Origin of the sequence: Winogradskyella sp. UBA3174, assembly GCF_002364335.1 — a bacterium.
In the GTDB taxonomy this organism is placed as follows: Bacteria; Bacteroidota; Bacteroidia; order Flavobacteriales; family Flavobacteriaceae; genus Winogradskyella.
Window position 1 is genome coordinate 110,815 of the sequence record NZ_DEXW01000046.1, and the last position, 24,171, is coordinate 134,985.

Below are 24,171 nucleotides of genomic sequence, written 5' to 3' on the forward strand. Positions count from 1 at the left end.
GGATCACGTTTGTGTTCCCATAGCGCAGCAATTAATTTGTTTGGATTTGTTGGATCCATAATTAAATCTGCAACACCGGTTTTATTATTAGCAAATAAGATATTTTTCCATGTTTTTCCGCCATCAGTTGTTTTAAAAACACCTCGTTCTGGATGTTCGCCCCATGGTGAGCCAATAGCACCAACATAAACCACATCTGGATTTGTTGGATCGACGATGATTCTATGTATATGTCTTGTTTTTTCAAGACCCATAGCCATCCATGTTTTGCCGCCATCAAGAGATTTGTAAACACCATAACCACCATTCAGGGAGTTACGAGGGTTTCCTTCACCTGTACCAACCCAAATGACACTTGGATTAGATTGTTGAATTTCAACGGCTCCGATAGAAGCCGTTAACTCCTTTTCAAAAATAGGTGCCCATTTTATGCCTCCAGAAGTAGATTTCCATAAGCCTCCAGAAGCTGTACCAACATACATCACATCCGGACTGTTAGTAACCACATCAATAGCCGTAACACGACCAGACATGCCACCAGGACCAATATTTCGTGGTGTCATATTTTTGACGAGGTCCATTGAAAATTCTTGTGCAGAAATTAGTGTTATGCAGAACAGCATAATAATTAAGAGAAAACGTTTCATGTTGTAAAGGTTAGTTAAGTAATGCTTAAAATTAAGGAAAAGAATTGATAGAATTCTTAACGTATTGTTAAGTTGTTTTAATCCTTGTTTTTTCATTCTAAAAAGTATTATTTTTACATAGCTATGAAAGAAAAACCCAATAAATCAGGTTTTGTATTTAAAACCTACGAAGCACTAAACCAATCTCCATTCGAAAAGCTTTTTGAGATTTTTAAAGAGCTAATTACGCATACATCTGGTGACTTTGATGAAGCTATTGATTGGATGCGTCAACTAGATAAGGAATATAAGTTAACCACACCAGAATATACCATTGATGATTTTATTGAAGACCTAAAAACTAAAGGTTATATCAGAGAGGAAATTGATGCTAATGGAGACGGAGAAGGTGCAAGTGGTATGGCAATTACCGCAAAAACAGAACGCGCTATTCGTCAGCAAGCTTTAGATAATATTTTTGGAAAGATTAAGCGAAGTGGTTCTGGTAACCATAAAAGTAAAGGTGTTGGTCTTGGCGATGAACATACGGGAGATTTTAGAGCCTATCAATTTGGTGATAGTTTAGACAAAGTCTCTATGACTGAAAGTATTAGAAATGCTCAAATTAACAACGGTATTGGTGATTTTAGTCTAACCGAAGATGATTTGGTTGTAGAAGAAACGCTTCACAAAAGCCAAATGAGTACGGTACTTATGATAGATATAAGTCATAGTATGATATTGTACGGTGAAGATCGTATTACGCCAGCAAAAAAAGTAGCTATGGCTCTGGCAGAATTAATCACAACGCGTTATCCAAAAGATACTTTAGAAATTTTAGTTTTTGGTAATGATGCGTGGCCAATTAAAATAAAAGAGTTGCCTTACTTAAAAGTAGGTCCTTACCATACCAATACGGTTGCTGGATTGCAATTAGCCATGGATATGTTGCGCAGAAAGCGAAATACGAATAAACAGATTTTTATGATTACAGATGGTAAACCAAGTTGCTTGCGTATGCCAGATGGCCAGTATTATAAAAACAGTAATGGTTTAGATCCATTTATTACCAATAAGTGTTATGCGATGGCACAGCAAGCAAGACGCTTACATATTCCTATTACAACGTTTATGATTGCTGAAGATCCGTACCTAATGCAATTTATTAGAGAGTTTACCCAAGCTAATAGAGGTAAAGCGTTTTATACAGGTTTGAAAGGACTTGGTGAAATGATATTTGAAGATTACGAAAACAATAGAAAAAAAAGAATTAAAGGATAAAGATGAAAGTTGAGACTATTAAAACATTAGGAGAATTAAAAAAAGTAGGTTATCAATCAAAATCTATAAAAGATGAATTGAGAGATAATTTAATTGAAAATATTAAAAATAAAGTAAATACGTTTGAAGGGATTCATGGTTATGAAAACACAGTTATCCCTGAATTGGAACGTGCTATATTATCACGACATAATATTAATTTATTAGGTTTAAGAGGACAAGCCAAAACACGTTTAGCGCGTATGATGGTTAATTTGTTAGATGAATATATCCCAGTTGTTGAAGGTTCTGAAATTAATGATGATCCATTAGCACCAATCTCAAGGTTTGCTTTAGAATTAGTAGCTGAGAAAGGTGATGCTACACCAATTACATGGTTGTATCGTAATGATCGTTTTGCTGAAAAATTAGCAACTCCAGATGTAACTGTAGCTGACATTATTGGTGATGTAGATCCTATAAAAGCTGCAAATTTAAAATTAAGTTATGCCGATGATCGCGTCATTCATTATGGTATGATACCTCGTGCAAACCGTTGCATATTTGTAATTAACGAGTTACCAGATTTACAAGCACGTATTCAAGTTGCTTTGTTCAATATCTTACAAGAAGGGGATATTCAAATTAGAGGTTTTAAATTGAGACTAGCTTTAGATATGCAATTTGTATTTACTGCAAACCCTGAAGATTACACAAACAGAGGAAGTATCGTAACTCCTTTAAAAGATAGAATTGGTTCACAGATACTTACCCATTATCCGGATTCTGTAGAAACTGCAAGAACCATAACGTCTCAAGAAGCCAAGTTAGATGAGCGACAAGCAGATTCAATTTATGTACCAGAATTAGCGAAAGATTTGTTAGAGCAAATAAGTTTTGAAGCTAGAGAAAGTGAATATGTAGATGTAAAGAGTGGTGTAAGTGCACGTATGAGTATTACAGCATTTCAAAATCTTTTAAGTACAGCAGAACGACGCGCTTTAATTTCTGGTGATAAAAATACAGCAGTACGTTTATCTGATTTTGTTGGAGTAATACCTGCAATTACAGGAAAAGTAGAGTTGGTTTACGAAGGAGAACAAGAGGGAGCAGATTTTGTAGCGAATGCATTAATGGAAGCCGCTGTTAAAACCTTATTCCCTAATTATTTTCCTAAAGTAGAAAAGTTAGAAAAGCAAGGAGACGAGACACCTTATGACGATTTAATCTCATGGTTTTTTAATGGTGATGGCTTTGAGTTATTAGATGAATTTGATGATGCGTCCTACAAGGCTAAATTAGATGAGGTTACTCCTTTAGATGCTTTAATTGCAGATTACCAGCCAGAAATTGATCCAAGAGATGTTTATTTTGAAAAGGAATTTATTCTTTGGGGACTTACTCAATTTAAAAAACTAAGTAAATATCGTTATTCTGAAGGGTTACAGTTTCAAGATCCTTATGGTAGTTATATTAGTGGGTTGTAGGTAAAGTGAACTACCCTTGCTCAATAATTTAATGACCTGTTTGGTTTTGAAAACCTCACAGGTCATTTTTAATTCCTATTCGTTAGACTTACAGCTCTATAGCCTTCTATATATTGCGCTTATTCTTTTTTATCTGTTTTGGTTTTTTCCACAGCCAAAACCCACTTAAAGAAAGAAATAATAGACCAAATGAGACGAGTGTTGAGTAGAACAACTTTGTTGCGTTTCCATTAGAATCAAATAAATAATCAACTATAGAACCGTCGTGAATCATTTCAATGACATCAGCGGTTCTTGTTTTTTGTGATACTATTTTTCCTGTGTAGCAGTCAATTTGTAATTCGGTGAAGTGTTCTTCAAATTGCACCTTGGCGATTCCTTTTTGTGGTCTATAATCAATTCTATTGATTTCTGTTGAAAGATTTAAGCTATCGATATAACGGATTGCATTTCTTTGAATTTTATCTAAAGAAAGAAGTGCTCTTCCTTCGGAATCAATGGTGGTAGTAGAAGGCTTTAATTGTAATTCGTCTTTCCAGGCCAGTAATAGTCCTGTGATGCTCATAATAGCAAAGAATAGTAACAATGGAATTGCCACGAACCTATGTGCTTTACGATACCAACGTGAGGATTTAGCTAAAGATTGATTCTCTCTTTTCAAAGTATGAATTAATCTGCGAATCTAAAGAATTTACCGAGGAGATTATCTTAAGAAGAAGTTAATGCCGTTGACCTAAGCTTAATTTGAAAAGTAGTAGTTACCAAGTATCACGACTTTTAATATTAGCATCGCAGAGTTTAATAATCTCTGCGATTCTTTTTTGCTGAGTTACTTCGCGTTTAGCACTTTGAAGCCAAGATAAATAGCTCTTTCTATAGCCTCTAGAAAAGTTTTGATAGTTCGCGTAAGCCTTATGGTTTTTGTCAAAAGCAATTTGTAATTTTTTTGGAATTATACCTTTCTCAACAGCATCCATTTCGGTCCACTTTCCGTTTTCTTTGGCAATTTCAATCAATTTATAACCTTGGTCTTGCATTAAACCATTTGCAATGAGTTCTACAACATGCTTTTTGTTTACTGCACTCCAAACGCCATTATGATTTCTAGGACAGAAGTATTGCTTCCGTTTACCATTGCCCAAACTTTTCACGGTAGAATCAATCCAACCAAAACAGAGGGCTACTCTAACGGCTTCCTCCCATCGCATTGTTGAGATGCCCATTTCAAGTTTATAGAAAATAAGATATACGGCTTTATGCTGATCGTGATTGTTTAACAACCAGTCATAGAAGTCGGTATCGCGTTCAAAATGAAATTCAGGAATTTGCATTCGGTTAAATTTGTTTTGTGCTTAAATTATTAAATAGTTATAAACTTTCAAACAGTAGAATTAAACATATGATTATTCCACTGAAAATGTACTAGTCTGGTATAACGGAATACCAGAATCTGAAATCCCTTCAATTTCAATAATATAATCACCTTTTATATCGCAAGTAAAAAATGAAATTTCTTGAGTCTGGTTTTGCCTGGTTATTCTAATTTTAGGTTCCCAATGAAGTGTTGTCCGTATATCGGTTTTTGTGTTTTGGTTAGTTTCGCTACTATATTTTGGAGAATAGAATTCCATGGCAGTATAAAATCCTTGTGCTGAATAATTTATGACACCTGGTTTTCTTTTAGCCCTTCTTGAAGATGTAGAACTTCCTCTTCTCGTGTAAATAACAATAACACCATCTTTAGAATTTGAATATATTGCGGCATTAGCTCCTTTATACAAGTCTATAAAGGAAATTTGATTAGCATTTATTTCTGCTAAATAATCTAGCGTAACAGCTACGTCATCAAGAAATATGAGTGGATTTGATCCGCTTCCTCTAATAGAAATTCTCCTTGGTCTGCCACCCATAAATGAGACTCCCGGCAAACGGGCCAATAAACTAATAACCGTTTGCTTGCTTAAAGATTCGTCGGATTCTATATCTAATCTATAACTAGGATCATCAAATTTTGATATGTCTTCCATTTCGGCTTTTCTCTCAGACTTTTTGTTTCCTATAATTAGGACTTCATCTAATTTTTGACTTGACTGGTTGTATTGAAAATTAATAGCGCTACCATATTCAGACACTTTTAAAATATCTGAATTTTGATTTTCATTATTTATATGATTATTTCTTGCCACTTTAGGCGAAGGTGCAGCCTCATCTAAAAAAATTAAGACTTCTCTTGCTTTTTCTGATGTGATATCGGTTAATCTTGATTGAATTATAGTTTGTATTGAATCATAAAACACAAAAGGGCCAAAGCTAAATTTTCCTACTGCATTAGACTTCTTAACAGGTCTTTCGACTATTTGATCTCCGTAAAAAGTTAAGGTTGTAAATGCAGGCGTTGCCGAATTTGGTGGTTTTAGCAATTTAGTAGTGCCAGAAATTGTAATACCTTTTTCAATAGGAAATGTATTTATATCATTTTTACCATATAACAAATTTTGCCAAGTAAAACGTCGCCACCCATTGGTCATCATCACAAGATCTAACAGGTATCTACTTTTATAATCCGCGTTGACTGAAAAAAAATAACTTGGATCTCCAATATCTCCTCTTAAATCTGAATTGAGCAATAACCACATTTTAATGTTTTTTGAACGGTTATTATGTGGAATCGCATTTATATCTCGCACACTCATCGATAAATAACTTGGAAGGTTGGATCCCTTCGCGTCTTCTGTAGTTAATTTCAGTGATATTTTCTCTTTGGCACCCAAAAGATTCTTGTCTTTTTCAATCTTAATAGTTGCCTTGTTGTTTGGGTTTTCAATAAAAACTAAACGTTCGCAAACTGGCTTGCCTTCATAATTAAACAAGGTTAAATGTGCTACACCATCTTGCAGAGCATCGGTTGCTAACCTAAGAAAATAATTAGTTTTAGTTTCCGTTTCTAATTTATCAAATAGTATCTCGCCACGCTGGTGTAGCATTAAATAAGATCCTGCAAGACCTTGTTCTGTCGTAGATTTGACTTCTACTAATAAATGGTTGTCCTTATTATTGATATTTAAACCATATCCAAATGCCAATGCTTCAGGTAACTGATATTTATACTCAGAACCATTGAGGTCTAAGTTTGCATAATAGGTTTTATTTGGTTGTGGTGTTATATTAAAAACCCCTAGACCATAATCTAATGTGGAAAATTCTGAAATAATAGTGCCATCATTATCTGTTATATGTCCTGAGAGGGGTATTTTACTATAACTCTCATTTTTAATTTTAATAGCAACTTTACAGGTTACATTTTCTATCAAATAACCACCTTCGGGATAAAAATTTAAATCTGGTTTCTCTAAAATTATAGACGCTTCGAATGCTTCTATAATTTTTATACTATCGAGAGTTTCTTTTGTGTTTTGTGACCAAATATCTATTACCTTTTCAAAAAAGTAATCGGAGTCGGCATTTCTCATATAATTAGTATATGCTCGTATTACATATTTGCCTTTTTTCCAATCTTTTCCAATTTTAAAATCACCTTGGACACTTACATCATTAATATATAATTTTCTCTTACTAACAATGCTGTCTTGATCATTAATAAGTTCTGCATACAGCACTGCACTTTTAGTGCTTTTTAAATGCGTTATGCCGTTTACCAAATAAGCGGTAAACCAAATACTATCATTAGTTGCGTAATGGGATTTATCAGTTTGTATATAAACTTTTTCAGGCCATTCAACTTTACTGTAATTTTGCAGTTTATCTTTAATCAAGTCTGAGACGTTATTGGTTTTTAAAACAATAAACGAGCTAAAAATTAAAACTAAAGCGCAGTATATAAAGCCTTTTTTCATCAAAGATTATTTATATCAAATCCACCATCATATTTTATGTATTTCAACATAAAAGTCGCGATCCACTTTTAATTCGGTTCCAGTAAAAGGCATCGTTTGCCATTTCGCTTTTGGGTAAATCCATTGCGTTTTGTCTCCAATTTCGATTTGAATTGGCATGTCAAATCCTTCTACAATACTTATGTAATGGTATTGAAGTTCTCCATCTTCTATTTTAAATTCAAACGTAGGAATCCGAACATCACGTAAATACTGATTAAAAAATGCTGTTAAATCAATATTTGATTCTTTACTTATATAATCTTCAATTTGTTTTGTGGTTACTGTTTTATGATAAAATTCTGAATTTAGACCTCGCAGTATTTGTCTCCATTTTTCATCATCTTCTAAAAGTTGTCTTATCGTATGCAGCATATTTGCTCCTTTATAATAGATATCGCTAGAGCCTTCATTATTTACATTGTATACACCAATTAGAGGTTTGTCATTTTGAATGTTAGCGCGTGTACCAATCACATAGTCTGCTGCCGCTTCTTTACCATAGTAATAGTCTAAGAATAGATTTTCTGAATAGGCTGTGAAACCTTCGTGAATCCACATATCTGCAATATCTTTATTTGTAATATTGTTGGCAAACCACTCATGACCAGCTTCATGGATAATGATAAAATCGAATTTTAAGCCCCAACCAGTTCGTGATAAATCTTTGCCTAAATAGCCTTTCATATATTTATTTCCATAAGTGACAGAACTCTGATGTTCCATACCTAAATAAGGCACTTCAACCAGTTTAAAACTATCTTCATAAAAAGGATACGGACCAAACCAATGCTCAAAAGCTTTCATCATTTTTGGAGCATCTTTAAAGTGTTCTTTTGCTTTTTCAAGATTATCAGTAAGCACCCAATAATCCATATCTAATGGACCTTTTTCACCATCAAAGACTTCAGAGAAATTAACATAATCGCCTATGTTTACATTAACACCATAATTATTAATTGGATTATTTATAAACCAATGTGAGGTCACTGTCTTATTAGAGTTTTCTACGAGTTGTCTTAAGCGACCATTAGAAACATTCATTAAGCCTTTTGGGTTGGTGATGCTAATTAGCATACTATCTACTTCATCGTACATGTGGTCTTTATTTGGCCACCAAACACTTGCACCTAGACCTTGGCAAGATGTCGCAATAAAATGTTTGTCGTTGTTGTCTTTTTTCCAAGAAAAACCGCCATCCCAAGGTGCGCTTTTAGCTTCTCTTGGGTTTCCGTTATAATATACTTCAATAGAATTTATATCTCCTATGATTTGATTTTCAGTAAGCGTAACAAAATGTGCATTGCCATTATGAGTTACGTTTAACTCTTTTCCTGCTTGAAGCACTTTAGTAATTACCATTGGCTCTTGCAAGTCAATTTGCATAACTTGATTTTTCTCTAAAACTTTATAGTGAATCGTGTTTTTCCCTGAAATGAATTTAGTTTCAGGTTTTACTTCAATATCTAAGTGGTAATAGGTTAAATCCCACCAAGAGCGCTCTGGTGTTATACTTCCTCTTAATGTATCTTGATTGTTAAAGTTGTTTTTTTCGGATAGTAAACCTTGACCATTACAAATAAAGACTGTAAAAAGCACAAAACATAAGACTGAAATGTTTCTCATTTTTATATATTATCTAATAATTTTATTTGGAAAAACAACCATACTCTCATGTCCATTTTCACCAACTGCTGCTATGCCAAAGAAAGAGTTATCAATAACGATACCATCTAGAGTAAATTCTGTAACATCGCCAACAAAACGACTCTGATCCCAAGTAGGAGATGTTGTGTCTCTCCAATAAATTTTATAACCTTTTGCGCCTTCTACTTTATTCCATTGTAATTTGGCTGAAGCTTCAACAATGCCGCCAATACCAACATCTTTTGGAGAAGGAGGAGCAGAAGCTAAACTTGCCATAGTTATTGCATTTACGGCTGTTAATTTTTTACAATAAGGGAAGTTAACATGCTCAAAGGTATCACCATAATTAATACCATTTTCAGTTCTAATGTCTTGGTGTTGTTGTGTGTAGTTTTCGTGTGCCTCCATTATTCTAATTCCAGCAAAGCCTACATCATTAAAAGGTCTGTGATGTCCTCCGCGCCCAAAACGGTCTAAACGATAGACCATCATCGGGTTCATTTCTGGCATATAAGTTTTAGTAGTTTTATGAATATAACGTGCTAATTGACGAGATGTCCCATCAACTTCACCACCATAAAAACGACGTCCTCTTGCTTGTCTTGCTAATTTTACAGGATCAGTTTCATCTGTGGTTATAGCTTCTGAAAAAATGCGGAACGTACGATTATCGATTACGCCATCTACTCCAGAGATATTTCCAATCATGTCATTATTTAAAACACCTATAATTTCCCATTTATTTTCTTTGGCATATTTTGCTAAACCTTGTCCACCAAATAAGCCTTGCTCTTCGCCAGAAAGACCGACGTAAATAATACTACTTTCAAACTTATATTTAGATAAGACACGAGCTGCTTCAATAGCAGCTGCCATACCTGTGGCATTATCATTTGCACCTGGTGAATCTGACGTGAAATCTGCTGGGTCTGATACGCGAGAATCAATATCGCCACTCATAATAATATAACGGTTTGGGTATTTAGTACCGCGTTGTATGGCAACCACATTAACCACCATAACATCTTTGACGATACGTTGGTTTCTTCCTTTTTCAACTAAGTCTTTCTGATAAAAAACGTCTAGACAATCTTTACAATCTTTAGATATATTATCGAATTGTGATTTTATCCAACGTCTTGCAGCACCAATACCACGAGTTTTAGAAAGCGTGTCACTTAAGGTATGTCTGGTACCAAAATCAGCTAATTTTTTTACATCATTACGTAAACGTTCTTCTGAAACAGCATCAACGATATCATATATTTTTTGATGTGTTTGTGCAGATATAGTTAACGAAAATAATGCGCTAAAAATTAAAAGATAGTTTCGCATAATAAGTTTTAGGTAAATTTAAGTAATAGTTCTCTAACCTGTTCAGAATTTTTAATCTGATATTTGGCTTTGGTTCTCGTATATCCAATTTTTATGGTAAACGCATTATGTGGCGCAGCCTCGAACATATATTCATCGGTCCAATCGTCTCCCATTATTAGAATGAAATCGTAATCTTTCTGCATAAAAAGTTGATTGGCAGCGCGTCCTTTATTAACGTTGCTACTTTTTATCTCAATGACCTTATTTCCTTTTAATACTGATAGTTCATTATTTGAGATCATACTTGTTAAAACGGTATTAAGCTCCATTGTTCTAATTTGTGCCAGTTCAGGATCTGCAGTTCTGTAATGCCAAGCTAAGGAGTATTCTTTGGTCTCAATAAATGTTCCTGGTGTACGATCTACAAAAGTTTCTAAGATAGGTTTGATATTTGCCATCCATTCGGTTTTTACAATCTCTAGCGGTGACCATTCTTTATTTTCACGTTGCCAAACTCCGTGATCCGTTATTAAATCGTAAGGTTTATCTCCAAACCATTTTTCAAATGTTGCTTTATCTCGGCCACTTATAAGACATAAATCTGTTTTTGGATGGGCTTCGAAAGCATCTAAAATTTTGAACAGTTCACTATCTGGTTTTGCGTCTTGCGGATTATCTTTGAAACCCACTAAAGTGCCATCATAATCTAATAAAATGAGGGATTTTTTTCCTTGTTTAAATTGACTTAGTATAGCTTCTTCACTAATTGAAGTCAATTTTTTAGACACAACAATTTCCTGCATTTGGTTTGTAGCATCTAAAGAAGAAAAGAATTCTTTAGCCCATTTTTCAACATCATAACGCTTTAAACGTTTTTGAAGAATTTTCATTCTGTTTTGTTGTTCTTCTAAAGGCATTGTTAGTGCTTTGTATATTGCAGACGCAAAATCGTCGAAACTATTAGGGTTTATTAATAATGCTTCATTCATTTCTTTTGCAGCACCAGCCATTTCACTTAATATAAGAACACCATCTTGTTTTGTGCGTGTAGCAACATATTCTTTAGCGACCAAATTCATACCATCTCTTACAGGTGTAATTAATGCAATATCTGAAGACGTATATAAGTCAATTAAATTTTCAAAAGGTAGTGATCTGTAAAAGTACCAAATCGGAGTCCAACTTACTGTTGAAAATTCTCCATTGATACGACCAACCAATTCATCTGTTTCACGCTTTAAACGTTGGTATTGTGGCACATCAGATCTTGAAGGTACAGCCAGCATTACTAACCTTATTTTTTCTTTATACTCAGGATGTTTATTTAAAAAATATTCAAAAGCTCTTAGTCGATTTGGAATACCTTTGGTATAATCCATTCGGTCGATTGAGAGAATAAATTTTTGGTCTTCACCTTCATTTAAATGAGAATCGAGGCGTTTTTGAAGCTCTGATTTTGCTTTATCTGGATTATTGTGATCTAATGCGGCTTCATGAAACTTTCCGTAGTCAATACCCATAGGAAACGAATCTACTTTTATAATTCTATCGTAATATGAAATTTCATTAAAGTTAACGTCAAGTCGCATAATACGCTTTACGGAACTTAAGAAATGACGCTCATAATCGTATGTATGAAAGCCTAATAAATCTGCTCCTAACATCCCTGTTAATACTTCTTTACGCCAAGGAAAAGTTCTAAAAATTTCATAAGAAGGAAAGGGGATATGTAAGAAGAAACCAATAGTAATATCTGGTCGTTTTTCTTTGATTAACTGAGGTAATAATAGAAGCTGGTAGTCATGAACCCAAACAGTGTCTCCGTCTTCAACAGTATCTAGAACTACTTCGGCAAATTTTTGATTTACACGCTTGTAAGCCTCCCAATGCTCTGTTTCAAATTCAGTGTATTCTAAGAAATAATGGAATAGTGGCCAAAGTGTGCGGTTACTGAAACCAAGATAATAATCTGTTACATCAGCTTCTGTTAAATTAACTGAACGGCATTTTGTTTCTTCAATTTTAATATCAACTTTTCTTTTTAAGTCACTGTCTAATTCTTCATCTGTAATGCCAGACCATCCAATCCAAACTCCACTTCCTTCTGAATGCACAGATTTCATGCCTGTCGCAAGACCACCAACGCTGGGTGTTATATTTAATTCGTTGTTTTCTATAGATATTTGAAGAGGTAACCTATTTGATACTATTATTGTTTTATTAACGCTCATAGTTTTGAAATGCTGTTGATATTTTGTTAATTTAAAAAAAAATCAGTCCATAGCCTTATGAATAAAGAAGATTTAACGAATAATTTACATTACGGAATAGTTGGAAATTGCAGAAGTGCAGCTTTAATTTCTAAAATAGGTTCTATTGATTGGTGTTGTCTTCCAAAATTTGATGCACCTTCTGTTTTTGCTAAACTTTTAGATGACAAAATTGGTGGAAGCTTTGGATTTGATGTTGATGAAAGTTACTCTATAAAACAGGCTTATATAGATAATACAGCGATTTTAGTAACATCTTTTAGTAACGGACTCGATGCTTTTGAGGTGCATGACTTTATGCCTAGATATAAAAAGAATAGCGAAGTTTATCATTCGCCTCCCGAAGTTATTCGATACATAAAATATATTTCTGGTAAGCCTTCTTTTAAGGTTATTTACGATCCTAAATTAGAATATGCAAAAGGAAAGACAACAACGTATGTTAAAACTGATTTTATCGTTAGTCTTAACGATGAAGAAACGTACGATACGCTTTTTCTATACACGGATTTAGATAAAGAAGCCGTTTTAAAAGGATCGCTTATCGAACTAACTGAAGATGCTTTTGCGATGTTTGGATATAATGAAAAATTATTTGTACCAAATTTGAAGTCGACTTATCTAGAATATCAGCGCACTAAGGTCTACTGGCTAGATTGGATGGAGCGCACACCAGAATATAAGCGTTACAATGACTATATAGCCAGAAGTGCCATGACTTTAAAATTATTAAGTTACGATAAAACAGGTGCTGTTTTGGCAGCAGCAACAACGTCATTACCAGAAACCATTGGTGAAGTAAGAAATTGGGATTATCGTTTTTGTTGGATTAGAGACGCCTCAATGGTTATTAAAGTGATGTCACAATTAGGACATAAAAATATTGCTAGACGTTATTTGAGTTTTATTATTGATTTAATACCTGATAAGGGTGAAGAACTTCAAATTATGTATGGTATTAATAAAGAAAAGAAATTAACAGAAGAATCTCTCGATCACTTGTCTGGCTATTTGGGTTCTAAACCAGTCCGTGTTGGTAATGCAGCTTACAAGCAAAAACAGAATGATATATATGGCATCCTAATGGATGTGATACATCAACTCATGGTTAACTTTAGTCAAGATATCGAAAATGGGGAAGAACTATGGACAATCACTAAGGGAATCGTTTGGGTAGTTAGTAAACATTGGGAAGAACCAGATAAAGGAATTTGGGAATTTAGAGGAGAAGACCGTCATTTTACCTTTTCTAAAGTATTATGTTGGACAGCCATAGACAAAGCTATTAAAGTAGCTAAGTTATTGGGTAAAACCTCAAAAATGGCAAAATGGCAATTGCTTGAAGAAGAAATAAGAGAAGATATATTGACCAATGCTTGGAACGATAAGGTTAAAGCTTTTACGCAATCCTATGGTTCTGAGGAATTAGATGCATCAGTTTTGTTAATGGAATCCTATGGTTTTATTGAGGCAAAACATCCAAAATATGTGAGCACGGTAAATGCTATTGAGCGCGATCTATGTAATGATGGTTTATTGTATCGCTATAAGAATAAAGATGACTTTGGTTTACCATCATCATCATTTACTATTTGTACGTTCTGGTTTATTAATAGTTTATACAAAATAGGAGAGTGGCAAAAAGCTACAAAATTGTTTGATCAACTCTTAACTTACAGTAACCATTTAGGCTTGTTTAGCGAGGATATTGATTTTAAAACAAAACGTTTGCTTGGTAATTTTCCTCAGGCTTATTCACACTTAGCATTAATTGAAACTGCCATAAATTTATCTAATATAACTGAAGAAGAAAAGCTTAAAGAGACTATTGGTTTAGTTAATTAGTGAGTAATAAAGTGCCAAAAATATTAGCATCTATCCAGCCTTTATTTTTATCATCTCCTAAAACTGCTATTGAACCTATAAAATTTTCGCGAGTTTTACTGTTGTCGTTATCGCAATAGGCAAGGGCAAAACCAATATTTTTATTGGCTGTTAGAGTTATAGGTGAATTATTACTGTCATCATCATTATAAGTGTCGTCAAAGAGTGATATTTTAACTTCCCAAATAGATGTGTTGCCAGTCGTTTTTCGCTTAGATTCTATGTGAGAGTTGTAAATTTTTCCTTTTCTTTCTGTAGACATATCTACCACATTTCCGTCTAAAGCGATATGGTAGGCAAAAGCATTATGACTAAATTGATGATTGCCACCACTATTATCTTCATCTATAAAAATTTCTAAACAATCATCGTCCCACCATGCTGTAAGTGGTTCTTCATTATTATCTGTGAGTACATCGTCTATTATTTCAGCTAATAAATACAAAGCATCTTTTGTCCAAGTTAATTTATAACGTCCTTTAAAATCTTCTGAAGAATAATTCTCTCCCAACCATAATTGATCTAATTGATGCCATTGGGAATTTTTCCAAATCGATTCATTTGCAATACCGTCTATTATAGGATTTACTTTTGTTTCTTTTACAGTAATAAGTTGTTTTACAGGTTTAACTGATTGTGAAGCTTTTTTATAGTTAAATTTTACAGTTTTAGTTTTCCCTTCTTCTTTAATATCAACATAGATATTCATTTCGTTTTTAGATAGCTTTTCAAAAGTCATAACTTCAAAAACTACTTTATTTTCTGTTATTTCTTTAAGTGGAAAATCGACAGTCTCATCTTTAGTTTCCCAACCTTTTAAATTAGGTCCAAAATGTTTGAGTTGCAGAATTAAAGTATTTTCAACTTCTCTGATGATTTCAATTTCATAAAACGTCACTTTACCGTCATTGATTAGTTTAAAAGATGCCATCATAGAACCACCTGAAGGTTCACTCCAAATTTCTTCAGTTTGCCCACCAAAAGCTTCTCCATACCATGTCCCAGCAATCCAAGCTATGTTTTCAAGCTTAGGTTCAAGCTGTTTTTCTTGTGAAATTGAGATAAATGGTATTATGAACAAAAAAACAAAGAGATATTTCATCTTATAAATTGATTAATAATTATCTTTCGTCAAGATACTATAAAGTTTAAACATGAACAATTTCAGTAGGTTACTCGTTTTATTATTAATTACAGCTTTTGGCTGTTCTGACGCAAAAAGTGTTGTAGATAGAATTAACCCTGAAACATTTTGGGGAGAAAACCCTTGGCCAGATATTAGAAAGGAACGTATTAATAAATTACTACCAAAAGCACTTAAAGCAGCCAATGTAGATTCTTGGTTGGTAGTATGCAGAGAAAATAATAACGACCCAATTGCAGTCCATGTTGGAGGAGAGAATGCAGGTGGTACAGCCGCCTTTTTGTTTTATAACGATGATGAAGGTTTTCATTCTTTAGTGTTTTCGCCTTCTGGTGAATCTACAGCTTTAGATGATTTAGATATTCATGATATGGTCATACCTGTAGAACCTGGCAAGTCTGCAGTAGCAATGGCAACTGAGTTTATAAAAGAAAAAGGTTTTAAAACTATCGCAGTAAATTCTTCAGAAACTAATGCTATGGCCGATGGTCTCACTTATACACAACGCCAAGACTTAGAATTGAAGTTAGGAGAACTTTCTGGTAGATTAGTCTCTTCTACAGATTTGGTTTACGAATGGTTATCTATAAAGTTACCAGCTGAGGTTGACATCTTGCGGAAAGCTGCACAATTAACTGCAGATTGGCAGATAGAAGCTTACAAACAAGTCATCCCTGGGAAATCTACTGATGCTGATATTGCTAAATTCTTAAAGCAAAAGATGGCAGAATATGGAGTTACTGATGGTTGGGCTCCAGACCAAAACCCGAATGTAAATTCTGGCGCAGATCGTGGACATTCTCATGCTACTGATAAAGTAATTATGCCTGGTGATGTAATTCAAATTGATTTTGGAATTAAAGTTTACGACCGTTGGGTAACTGACATACAACGCTTTGCTTATGTTTTAAAAGACAACGAAACGGAAGCTCCTACAGTGACTATTATGTATTATTGGGAAAGTAGTAAAGCAGGTAATCGCGCTGCACTAAATGCTATGAAACCAGGAATAAAAGGGATTGATGTAGATCGCGCGCAACGTGTGCTTATGGAAAAAGCCAATTCTGAATATGTGATGTGGAGTACAGGTCACCCAGTAGGTTATGTTGCCCATGATGTTGGACCTAACTTAGGTGGTTCTCAGGCGTCTCATGTGAGACCTGCATCAGAAAAAGAGCTTAAAGTTGGTATGACCTTTGCTTTTGATGGTTTTCATTCTTGGAAATTAGAGGATGGTAGTTTAAAAACAATTTCGGTAGAGGAAATGGCAGTTGTAAATGAAAACGGAGCTGAATATTTAATAGCACCTCAAGAAGATTTGATTTTGATTTCTTCAAAGTAATTGTAGCAGCACAGATTTGATTTGAAATATCTAGATCAGCGTATAAATGACTTGATATAGAATTGTAACAAATAAAATAATAAGTCCGATAGCCAATAAGCTAATCGCACGTTTTACGTTTTTAAATTTCCAATCCGATATTTTTGAAATTATAAAAATTTGTTCGCCTAATTGTTCAAATAACACATCCTCATCTTTGCTCATAGTGAAAAAGGTTTTTGAAAATTCTTTTATATCTCCGAATTGAGAAATGATGTCTTTAAAGAAAAACATGTTTCTAGAGAACTTATCTTCAATTTTAGGAATAAAACAACGTACGCAGTAAAATATTGAAGCCGATGTACATAATATCCATGAGCCTATTAGAATATAGAGAAAAGGATCGTTAGTTGCATCATTCGAGAGATTTTCTGCGCCTTGGTAGATAAAATTTAATAAAATACCGTAAAAAGATAATATCAAACCTGCTTTAAGCTCTGACGCTTTAATTAAGCTTGTTAGATAACTTATTGTGCCCCAATAATGATCAATTAAATCGTCTGTATGTTTATTTTTTTGATACTCCATTTTTATTTATTCTATAACTTGGTAAATGGTCATTGGGTTAGCTTTATTCTTTAAACTAATATCGCCTACTTTTTCACAATGAAAGGATTCCTTAATTTTTTCATAGCAATCTTCGGATATAATAATTTGATTTTCTTTAGCAGCATCTTGTAATCTAGCGGCTGTATTTACCGTATCTCCAATTACGGTGTAATCTAATCGCTTTAAACTGGCAGAACCGATATTTCCAGAAATCATTTCTCCGCTTTTTAGACCTATTGAAACCTTAGGTTTATATTGCAATTCGTCTCCTAATGCAGGTAAACTGTTTATTTTACTGCGTACAGCAAGAACGGCATCAACTGCTCTGTCTAAATGATAGTCTCCTTTAAATACTGCCATTATGGCGTCTCCAATAAATTTATCAACTAAACCATCTTGGTCCATAATTTCTTTTACCATTTCATCAAAATAGGAGTTAATCATTTTAACAACAGTATCTGGGAGAGCATTTTCGCTTATAGCAGTAAACCCACAAATATCAATAAAAACAACAGTGGCTTCAAGAGTTTCGTTCGCCATAATTGTAGATTCGAACTCACGATTATTCATAAAATTAAGGACATTCTCGTCAACGTACATTTTTAGAATGTTGTTTTCTTTAATCGCCTGAATGGTTTGTTTAATTTCTTCTGCATGTTTCAAAGTTTTCTCCATGGTAATGGTTAAATCTTCAAAATTGATAGGCTTAGTAATAAAATCGAATGCGCCTCTATTCATTGCAGTTCTAATATTATCCATATCTCCGTATGCCGAAACTATTACTGATTTTATAAGAGGACTTACAATATTTAGCTCAGAGAGTAGCGTAAGGCCATCCATCTCTGGCATATTAATATCACTTAATACAATATCTACTTCAGGATGTTCCGCAATTTTTTGAAGTGCGACGACACCATTTTCCGCAAAAAGAAATTCGTATTCGTTTTTTCTAATTTTCTTTCTGAATTTTTGTTTGATTAAAACCTCTAAATCGGCTTCATCATCTACGACTAATATTGTTGCCATTATTTTTTTTGGATTAATTTTTCTTTTAATAATTTAAAATCGACAGGCTTGGTTAGAAAGTCATCTGCACCAAGTGCTTTAGCAGTGTTAAAATTCTCCTCGTCACCATAAGCAGTAACCATCATGACTACAGGTGGAGGTGCGACGTAATCTTTTTTTATGATTTCTAAAAGCTGTAAGCCACTCATACCTGGCATATTTATGTCCGAGAGAATCAATACCGCCTCATGCGCTATGGTTTCAAGTGTTTTTATAGCTTCTTCTCCAGAAAACGCGAATACAAAATCGAGTTCACCTTTTTTAATTTCTTTTCTAAACCGTTGTTGAAACAATACTTTTACGTCTTGTTCGTCGTCTACTACTAATATTTTCATGGTGCTGCGGTTTTTTTGGTTGGTAATATTATTTTGAATTCTGTAAATTCCCCTTTCTCTGTGTCTACTGTTAATTCGCCTTTATGCGCTTTTATAATGTCATAACTCATAGATAATCCTAAACCTGTACCTTTTCCTGTAGGTTTGGTAGTAAAGAAGGGTTCGAAAATTTTATCTAATGCTTTTTTAGGGATGCCGTTACCATTATCTCGCACTTTTATAACAACATTATCTTTTGTCTTTTCTGTGCTTACAGAAACTGTGGGTTTATAATTTTCCTTCAAAGCCTTAGCATTGGAAGACTTCTCATCAACCGCATAAAATGCATTGGTAAATAAGTTCAGAATAACGCGACCAATATCTTGCGGAATAATATCAATCTCTTCTATATTTTCATCAAAATCAGTTTCAAGTGTCGCATTAAAGCTTTTGTCTTTGGCTCTTAGACCATGATAAGCCAATCTAAAGTACTCGTCTGTAAGTTTATTAATATCTGTAGGTTCTTTTTTACCAGTGCTTTTTCTACTATGTTGCAGCATTCCTTTTACAATACTATCAGCACGTTTGCCATGGTGTGCAATTTTCTCAAGATTTTGTTTAATATCTACGGAAATAGCTTTTGCTTCTTCAAAATCGCCTTTATCAAGTTCTTCGTTCATTTCATCAATAAGTTCATTACTCACTTCAGAGAAATTGTTCACAAAATTTAATGGGTTTTGAATCTCATGTGCAATACCAGCTGTTAACTCCCCTAAACTTGCCATTTTTTCAGATTGGATTAATTGTTTTTGTGTGAGCTGTAATTCTGATAAGGCGTCTTCCGCACTTTTTTTGGCAACTTGTAATTTTATTAAATCGTATTTTGCTTTTTCGGTGTTGGCTTCTGCGAGTTTTAAATCGTTAAAACGGGTGTAAGTTTGTTCAAAAACAGTGGTAAAACGTTTAAAAATATCATAAGCTTCAGGGATTTTCTCAAACGTAATAAAAAGAAGATAGCCTTTATTAAATTTACACAAGTGGTTGATTTGATAGCTAGGCAACTGAATGCCTCCTTGTTTAACTTCGTCAAAAGATGGCCCTAAACTCGGGATCGTTCGCATATAAGCATAGTGGCTTTCTAAAGTTTTGCCTCCCAACTCCTGAACTAGAAAGGATTCGTCACTTTCAAAAAACGTATACATTTCTAGAAAGGACGCCTCTTTTTTAAACTCAAGTGTAAAAACTTCTTGCATATTACCCATAGTGCTCATCCAACTTTGCGCTGTTGTATTGTCGTCACTTAAAAGATTATAACCACAACTCCATGAAGGAATTCCTAAGGCTTGTATCTCGGAAAATAGGACTTTGGCGGCTTGGTGTAACTCATCACTATGTTGCATCGCCATGGTTCTAGAACGCACTTTTTCTAAAGCCATTTCAATTTGAGCTTCTCTGGCTTGTGCTTCTGCTTTTTCGAGATCGAGAAAACGGGTATACGCTTGGTCGAAAACCTGCCCAAATCGTTCAATAATTTTATTTTCTTCTTGAGAATAAGGAATTGATGCAAAATTTGCAAGAATTAATAGAATATTGGGATTGATGGCAACAGATCTGGCCATTCCCCTACTCATTATAAATTCGTTGTCTTTTTTCGAAAACACATTAGATTCAGCATGTTTGAGTAAATGTTTATGCCATTGGTTGTGTTCTTTTTTACTTAGAATATCTGTACAAAAGGATAACGATTTTTCTTGAGCATTTCTTAAATTATTAAATACGGCAAGATCCAAATAAGGGACATTAAATCGCATTGGCTTCGGCTTACCCATAGAAGCTGTCCAAAACTTATAGTCTAGCCCAAGATCGTTATTTGCAAAACTTACGTGTATGAATTTAAATTCTAAGTGTTGTAATTGTTCAGATACCACAGTAATGACATCTAGTAATTCTTCACTAGCATGCATAGCCATACTTCTGGAACGCACTTTTTCTAAAGCCAATTCTATTTGTACTGCTCGCGCCTGCTTTTCTGCTTTTTGTAAATCTAAAAATCGACGATGTGCCAAATCAAAGGCTTCTGCAAAACGTTCTAGTAGTTCTAAGTCTTCTTTTGGCGGATTTTTCACGACTCCTGGTAAGCTATACCCTATTTCTCCATGAGATGTTTTTGCCATAATAAAGGTAAGGCCACCAATGTGCTTGATGTCGTCTTCAGTAGGCGCTTGAGGATCTATATTTTGAAAATCACCAAGTGCGACCATTTTATTAACATAGTCAATGGCTTTTTTAGTAGTCATGGCATGGACAACGGTAGGGATCTTGCTTTTTTCCCATTTTGCCAATTGCGGAATGTCACCATGCAGGTGTCTTGGTAACTCCATTACAAAACCAATTTTGGTGCCATCACCAGAGGTCATCGCTTTTTCATAGGTTGAAGGGAGCCACATCATGTGCCAGAAATAGTGAGCTTCGTGACCCAATTTAATAAACTCGTTGCGCATGGTTACTACTATGTCTAGTAAGTCTGAGGACTGCTGCATGGCGACAGCTTTAGCCCTAATACGTGCTAATGCGCCTTCGACTTCTAGTTCACGGTTTTTTTCTTCTAATTCAGAAGTGCGTAGTCTAATACCTTCTTGTAATCTCAGGTTTTCGGCCTTCAAGGCATCTAATGAAAATGCTTCACCTTCGGTGGTTTTCATATCTGGATAAGACCCATGTTGGTGCAAGGCTATCCAACTATTTTTTGTTTTTTTTAAAAGAGAAGACATTCTAAAAGAACCATATAGGCTCCAGTCATCACCACCTTTTACATACAAATCAGTAAACTCATTTACCATTAAAAAAGCATCATAGGATTGTACTTCGATCTGTCTATTTCTAAATTCGGCTTTGTCTTGTATTTGTGTCAAAATAGTTTTAGCGTACGCTAGTACCTCTTGTTTGTTGCGCCAAATCTCCGCTTTAGTTCCACCAATATTGTAATAATCGTCTTTAATAAATGTCGCCCAAGTTTTGAGGTCTCCCTTGAGGTAAGTCTGCCAAAACATCTCTAACCAATTTTCTAAATCTTTTTTAATCTTCGAGGTTATTTCCATTTGTCTTGATCTTTAATTGGTAAAGAGATAATTATTTCTGTGCCTTGACCTTCTGTACTATTTGCGTTGAGTTCTCCTTTATGAGCAGTGATAATATCATAACTTAAACTCAAGCCCAAGCCAGTCCCTTGTCCAGTTGGTTTGGTAGTGAAAAAGGGTTGAAATATTTTAGCGATAATGTCCTTTGGAATCCCATTGCCATTGTCACTTACTTTAATCTCTATGTGATTATTTTCTTTTTTTGTAGTGATACTCACGGTTGGTTGAAATCTATTTAAACCAGATGGTTCTTTTTCTAATTCCTTTTTCTTCTCATTAGAAGCATAGAAGGCATTCGTAATAAGATTTAATATTACCCGACCAATATCTTGAGGTACAATATTTAGTTTACCAACTGAATCGTCATAATTGGTGTCTAAACTAGCGTTGAAGGTTTTGTCTTTTGATCTTAAGCCGTGATATGCTAATCGCAGATATTCATCTACTAATACATTAATGTCTGTTGCTTCTTTTTCACCTGAATTTGTTCTGCTGTGTTGTAACATCCCTTTTATGATGCCGTCTGCACGTTGACCATGATGTACTATTTTTTCAAGATTCTGAATGACATCGTTTGCAATAGCATTAACTTCTTCTGTATCTCCATTTTGTAATTCCTCTAACATTTCTTCTAAGAGTTCTTTACTGACTTCAGAAAAATTATTGACGAAGTTGAGTGGGTTTTGGATTTCGTGAGCAATGCCTGCAGTGAGTTCTCCGAGACTCGCCATTTTTTCTGCTTGTACCAATTGTGCTTGAGTTGATTTTAAATCTTCTAATGATTTATTTAAAGCGATATTTGTTTGTTTTATTGCAGCTTGTTTTTGTTCTAATTCTTCAATAGTTTCTTCTAATAAAATGGCAGTGGTACGTTTTACTTTATTGGTACGTTCTAATTTAAATTCTGATATCACCAGATCTTTATCTGCTTTCTTTAAAGCGTTGTGCACTATTGTTTTATCGTCTTCAGAGAGTTTTGACGATTCATTTATAAGATCTAATATGTGTTGTAGGTTTTGATTCATATTTTTTCTTTAAGTGTGACCCAACAACATGCACCCGAATGAAAATTTTGCTTGCCATTTAATACACGTCCAAACTCACCATAGGTAAAAAATCCAGCCATAGGTGTTTCCCATACTTCGGCAAGACCTTCGTTTTCATCTGTTGCCATAGGACCAAGAATTGGTTGCCTACCTGCACAAGAAAAAATTAATAGGGCATCAGCATCTTCGTTAGAATCTTTTTTTAATTGGGTTGCTTTTTCAATAACTTCTTCGACGATATCAAACTCTGGAGGGTGTGTAAACCAAAATTTTGAGCCTTCAGGCATCGGTATATCCATGAAAAGCGCTTTTTCGGTGCTATCAATATTCATTGGTGATTTTAGTACAGTTTCGTTATTGTCTCGTTCTACAATGAAAGGATATTCTATAGATAATTCTTCAAATATCTTAAAATCGTTTTCAGCTATTTTATCTGACATCCCTAAATATTTCAAATACAATTCAACGGCAGGTTTGCCATCAATCTCGTAGAGTAAATTACCCTTGCTTTTGGTCACTATTCTTGCTATTCCCATCGGTTTCCAGCCTGTAATTGCCATTCCTTTTAAAGTGATCTTATCACTATTTAGTACTAAAGCAACTAATCCATAATTTGTTTCTTTTCCATTTGTAAAAACAAAACTTCCTTTCATTGTCCAATCGTCTCCTGCCATACCACCAAAGAATATTTTATCTGGACCAAGGTTTTGTGAAAGATTGCGCACTAGTTTTTCTCCTTCAAAAAGTTTTCCTTTAAGGTTTATACCTGTACTGCAAATTATAAGAGATGGGTTGGTGAATTGTTTTAGAGCATTATTTGCCAATCTAGAAACAGTATCATCTAGGCTTTCGTCTGCAATATCCTCATAAAGTATGGTGTAATGCTCTTTTGATAATTCTAAAAGTAGTATGGCAATATCTCCTTCACTCTGATGACCGTTAATAAATTCACCGCATGATGTTGATCCTAGGACATCAATGTTTTTGGAATCTAATAATTCACAGATCGTTTTTCTGTCTTGTTTTACGGAAATAAAGAGTACGGCTATAGTGGGTGTAAAGCCATCTGAGATACTATTGTCTATAGCCTGTTTAATGTCTTCAGTTGATTTACCTTTTATTGATTTTGCTTTCATAAATATTGCCCATGG

Annotated in this window: 18 protein-coding genes; 4 read left to right on the forward strand and 14 right to left on the reverse strand. The window is 34.3% G+C overall.

The genetic code is table 11. The features are described from left to right. Positions 1–647: WD40/YVTN/BNR-like repeat-containing protein (locus B2U95_RS08670; protein ID WP_414727672.1), on the reverse strand; the 647-nt coding region annotated here is incomplete at its 3' end. A gap of 123 nt (positions 648–770) precedes the next feature. On the opposite strand from B2U95_RS08670, the gene B2U95_RS08675 reads away from it, so the two are divergent. Beyond that, positions 771–1,907 carry a vWA domain-containing protein gene (locus B2U95_RS08675; protein ID WP_296315068.1) on the forward strand — a complete coding sequence of 379 codons (1,137 nt, stop codon included), beginning with the start codon at positions 771–773 and terminating at the stop codon, positions 1,905–1,907. A gap of 2 nt (positions 1,908–1,909) precedes the next feature. Further along, complete coding sequence (locus B2U95_RS08680; protein ID WP_296315071.1) at positions 1,910–3,373, forward strand: magnesium chelatase; 1,464 nt, start codon at positions 1,910–1,912, stop codon at positions 3,371–3,373. Positions 3,374–3,479: 106 nt separating this feature from the next. On the opposite strand, the gene B2U95_RS08685 is transcribed toward B2U95_RS08680, so the two are convergent. The 6 genes from B2U95_RS08685 to B2U95_RS08710 all read right to left on the reverse strand — a co-directional run bounded on the left by B2U95_RS08685 (position 3,480) and on the right by B2U95_RS08710 (position 12,461). Further along, complete coding sequence (locus B2U95_RS08685; RefSeq protein ID WP_296315073.1) at positions 3,480–4,034, reverse strand: PepSY-associated TM helix domain-containing protein; 555 nt, start codon at positions 4,032–4,034, stop codon at positions 3,480–3,482. Positions 4,035–4,131: 97 nt separating this feature from the next. Continuing rightward, a complete protein-coding gene (locus tag B2U95_RS08690) occupies positions 4,132–4,704 on the reverse strand; it encodes a YdeI/OmpD-associated family protein (RefSeq protein WP_296315076.1) in 573 nt (190 codons plus the stop codon). Positions 4,705–4,776: 72 nt separating this feature from the next. Next, complete coding sequence (locus tag B2U95_RS08695) at positions 4,777–7,227, reverse strand: TonB-dependent receptor plug domain-containing protein (RefSeq protein WP_296315078.1); 2,451 nt, start codon at positions 7,225–7,227, stop codon at positions 4,777–4,779. A 27-nt stretch (positions 7,228–7,254) separates the two neighbouring features. After that, positions 7,255–8,892 (reverse strand): M1 family metallopeptidase, encoded by a 1,638-nt coding sequence (locus B2U95_RS08700; protein WP_296315082.1) that lies wholly within the window; start codon positions 8,890–8,892, stop codon positions 7,255–7,257. A gap of 9 nt (positions 8,893–8,901) precedes the next feature. Further along, positions 8,902–10,248 (reverse strand): M28 family metallopeptidase, encoded by a 1,347-nt coding sequence (locus B2U95_RS08705; RefSeq protein WP_296315085.1) that lies wholly within the window; start codon positions 10,246–10,248, stop codon positions 8,902–8,904. Positions 10,249–10,256: 8 nt separating this feature from the next. After that, entirely contained in the window at positions 10,257–12,461 is a 2,205-nt protein-coding gene (locus B2U95_RS08710) for a bifunctional alpha,alpha-trehalose-phosphate synthase (UDP-forming)/trehalose-phosphatase (protein ID WP_296315088.1), read from the reverse strand. A gap of 57 nt (positions 12,462–12,518) precedes the next feature. Here B2U95_RS08710 and B2U95_RS08715 point away from each other — a divergent pair, with 57 nt between their 5' ends. Further along, positions 12,519–14,345, forward strand: coding sequence for a glycoside hydrolase family 15 protein (locus B2U95_RS08715; RefSeq protein ID WP_296315091.1), 1,827 nt, complete (start codon positions 12,519–12,521; stop codon positions 14,343–14,345). Here B2U95_RS08715 and B2U95_RS08720 read toward each other — a convergent pair. Next, entirely contained in the window at positions 14,338–15,486 is a 1,149-nt protein-coding gene (locus B2U95_RS08720) for a DUF6265 family protein (protein ID WP_296315093.1), read from the reverse strand. The two genes, B2U95_RS08715 and B2U95_RS08720, sit on opposite strands and share 8 nt — an antisense overlap. Before the next feature lie 52 nt (positions 15,487–15,538). Between B2U95_RS08720 and B2U95_RS08725 the strand changes: the two genes are divergently transcribed. After that, the gene (locus tag B2U95_RS08725) at positions 15,539–16,870 is read left to right on the forward strand and encodes a M24 family metallopeptidase (RefSeq protein ID WP_296315095.1); all 1,332 of its coding nucleotides are present in this window, start codon (positions 15,539–15,541) and stop codon (positions 16,868–16,870) included. A 30-nt stretch (positions 16,871–16,900) separates the two neighbouring features. On the opposite strand, the gene B2U95_RS08730 is transcribed toward B2U95_RS08725, so the two are convergent. Genes B2U95_RS08730 through B2U95_RS08755 form a run of 6 tightly spaced genes read right to left on the reverse strand, consistent with a single transcriptional unit; the run spans position 16,901 to position 24,156 of the window. Next, complete coding sequence (locus B2U95_RS08730; RefSeq protein WP_296315098.1) at positions 16,901–17,437, reverse strand: Pycsar system effector family protein; 537 nt, start codon at positions 17,435–17,437, stop codon at positions 16,901–16,903. A 6-nt stretch (positions 17,438–17,443) separates the two neighbouring features. After that, complete coding sequence (locus B2U95_RS08735; protein WP_296315100.1) at positions 17,444–18,484, reverse strand: adenylate/guanylate cyclase domain-containing protein; 1,041 nt, start codon at positions 18,482–18,484, stop codon at positions 17,444–17,446. After that, positions 18,484–18,858 carry a response regulator gene (locus B2U95_RS08740; protein ID WP_296315102.1) on the reverse strand — a complete coding sequence of 125 codons (375 nt, stop codon included), beginning with the start codon at positions 18,856–18,858 and terminating at the stop codon, positions 18,484–18,486. Before B2U95_RS08740 ends, B2U95_RS08735 begins: the two co-directional genes overlap by 1 nt. Further along, positions 18,855–21,935, reverse strand: a complete 3,081-nt coding sequence (locus B2U95_RS08745; protein ID WP_296315105.1) for an ATP-binding protein — start codon at positions 21,933–21,935, stop codon at positions 18,855–18,857. The genes B2U95_RS08740 and B2U95_RS08745 overlap by 4 nt, the downstream gene beginning before the upstream one ends. Next, a complete protein-coding gene (locus B2U95_RS08750; RefSeq protein WP_296315108.1) occupies positions 21,926–22,999 on the reverse strand; it encodes a sensor histidine kinase in 1,074 nt (357 codons plus the stop codon). Before B2U95_RS08750 ends, B2U95_RS08745 begins: the two co-directional genes overlap by 10 nt. After that, the gene (locus B2U95_RS08755; RefSeq protein ID WP_296315111.1) at positions 22,996–24,156 is read right to left on the reverse strand and encodes an FIST signal transduction protein; all 1,161 of its coding nucleotides are present in this window, start codon (positions 24,154–24,156) and stop codon (positions 22,996–22,998) included. The genes B2U95_RS08750 and B2U95_RS08755 overlap by 4 nt, the downstream gene beginning before the upstream one ends. Between the last annotated feature and the right edge of the window lie 15 nt (positions 24,157–24,171).

Bases quoted from the DNA above. Each gene is read 5' to 3' on its own strand.
- B2U95_RS08675 (WP_296315068.1), top strand. From the start codon at position 771: ATGAAAGAAAAACCCAATAAATCAGGTTTTGTATTTAAAACCTACGAA.
- B2U95_RS08680 (WP_296315071.1), top strand. From the start codon at position 1,910: ATGAAAGTTGAGACTATTAAAACATTAGGAGAATTAAAAAAAGTAGGT.
- B2U95_RS08690 (WP_296315076.1), bottom strand. From the start codon at position 4,704: ATGCAAATTCCTGAATTTCATTTTGAACGCGATACCGACTTCTATGAC.
- B2U95_RS08695 (WP_296315078.1), bottom strand. From the start codon at position 7,227: ATGAAAAAAGGCTTTATATACTGCGCTTTAGTTTTAATTTTTAGCTCG.
- B2U95_RS08700 (WP_296315082.1), bottom strand. From the start codon at position 8,892: ATGAGAAACATTTCAGTCTTATGTTTTGTGCTTTTTACAGTCTTTATT.
- B2U95_RS08705 (WP_296315085.1), bottom strand. From the start codon at position 10,248: ATGCGAAACTATCTTTTAATTTTTAGCGCATTATTTTCGTTAACTATA.
- B2U95_RS08710 (WP_296315088.1), bottom strand. From the start codon at position 12,461: ATGAGCGTTAATAAAACAATAATAGTATCAAATAGGTTACCTCTTCAA.
- B2U95_RS08715 (WP_296315091.1), top strand. From the start codon at position 12,519: ATGAATAAAGAAGATTTAACGAATAATTTACATTACGGAATAGTTGGA.
- B2U95_RS08720 (WP_296315093.1), bottom strand. From the start codon at position 15,486: ATGAAATATCTCTTTGTTTTTTTGTTCATAATACCATTTATCTCAATT.
- B2U95_RS08725 (WP_296315095.1), top strand. From the start codon at position 15,539: ATGAACAATTTCAGTAGGTTACTCGTTTTATTATTAATTACAGCTTTT.
- B2U95_RS08730 (WP_296315098.1), bottom strand. From the start codon at position 17,437: ATGGAGTATCAAAAAAATAAACATACAGACGATTTAATTGATCATTAT.
- B2U95_RS08735 (WP_296315100.1), bottom strand. From the start codon at position 18,484: ATGGCAACAATATTAGTCGTAGATGATGAAGCCGATTTAGAGGTTTTA.
- B2U95_RS08740 (WP_296315102.1), bottom strand. From the start codon at position 18,858: ATGAAAATATTAGTAGTAGACGACGAACAAGACGTAAAAGTATTGTTT.
- B2U95_RS08745 (WP_296315105.1), bottom strand. From the start codon at position 21,935: ATGGAAATAACCTCGAAGATTAAAAAAGATTTAGAAAATTGGTTAGAG.
- B2U95_RS08750 (WP_296315108.1), bottom strand. From the start codon at position 22,999: ATGAATCAAAACCTACAACACATATTAGATCTTATAAATGAATCGTCA.
- B2U95_RS08755 (WP_296315111.1), bottom strand. From the start codon at position 24,156: ATGAAAGCAAAATCAATAAAAGGTAAATCAACTGAAGACATTAAACAG.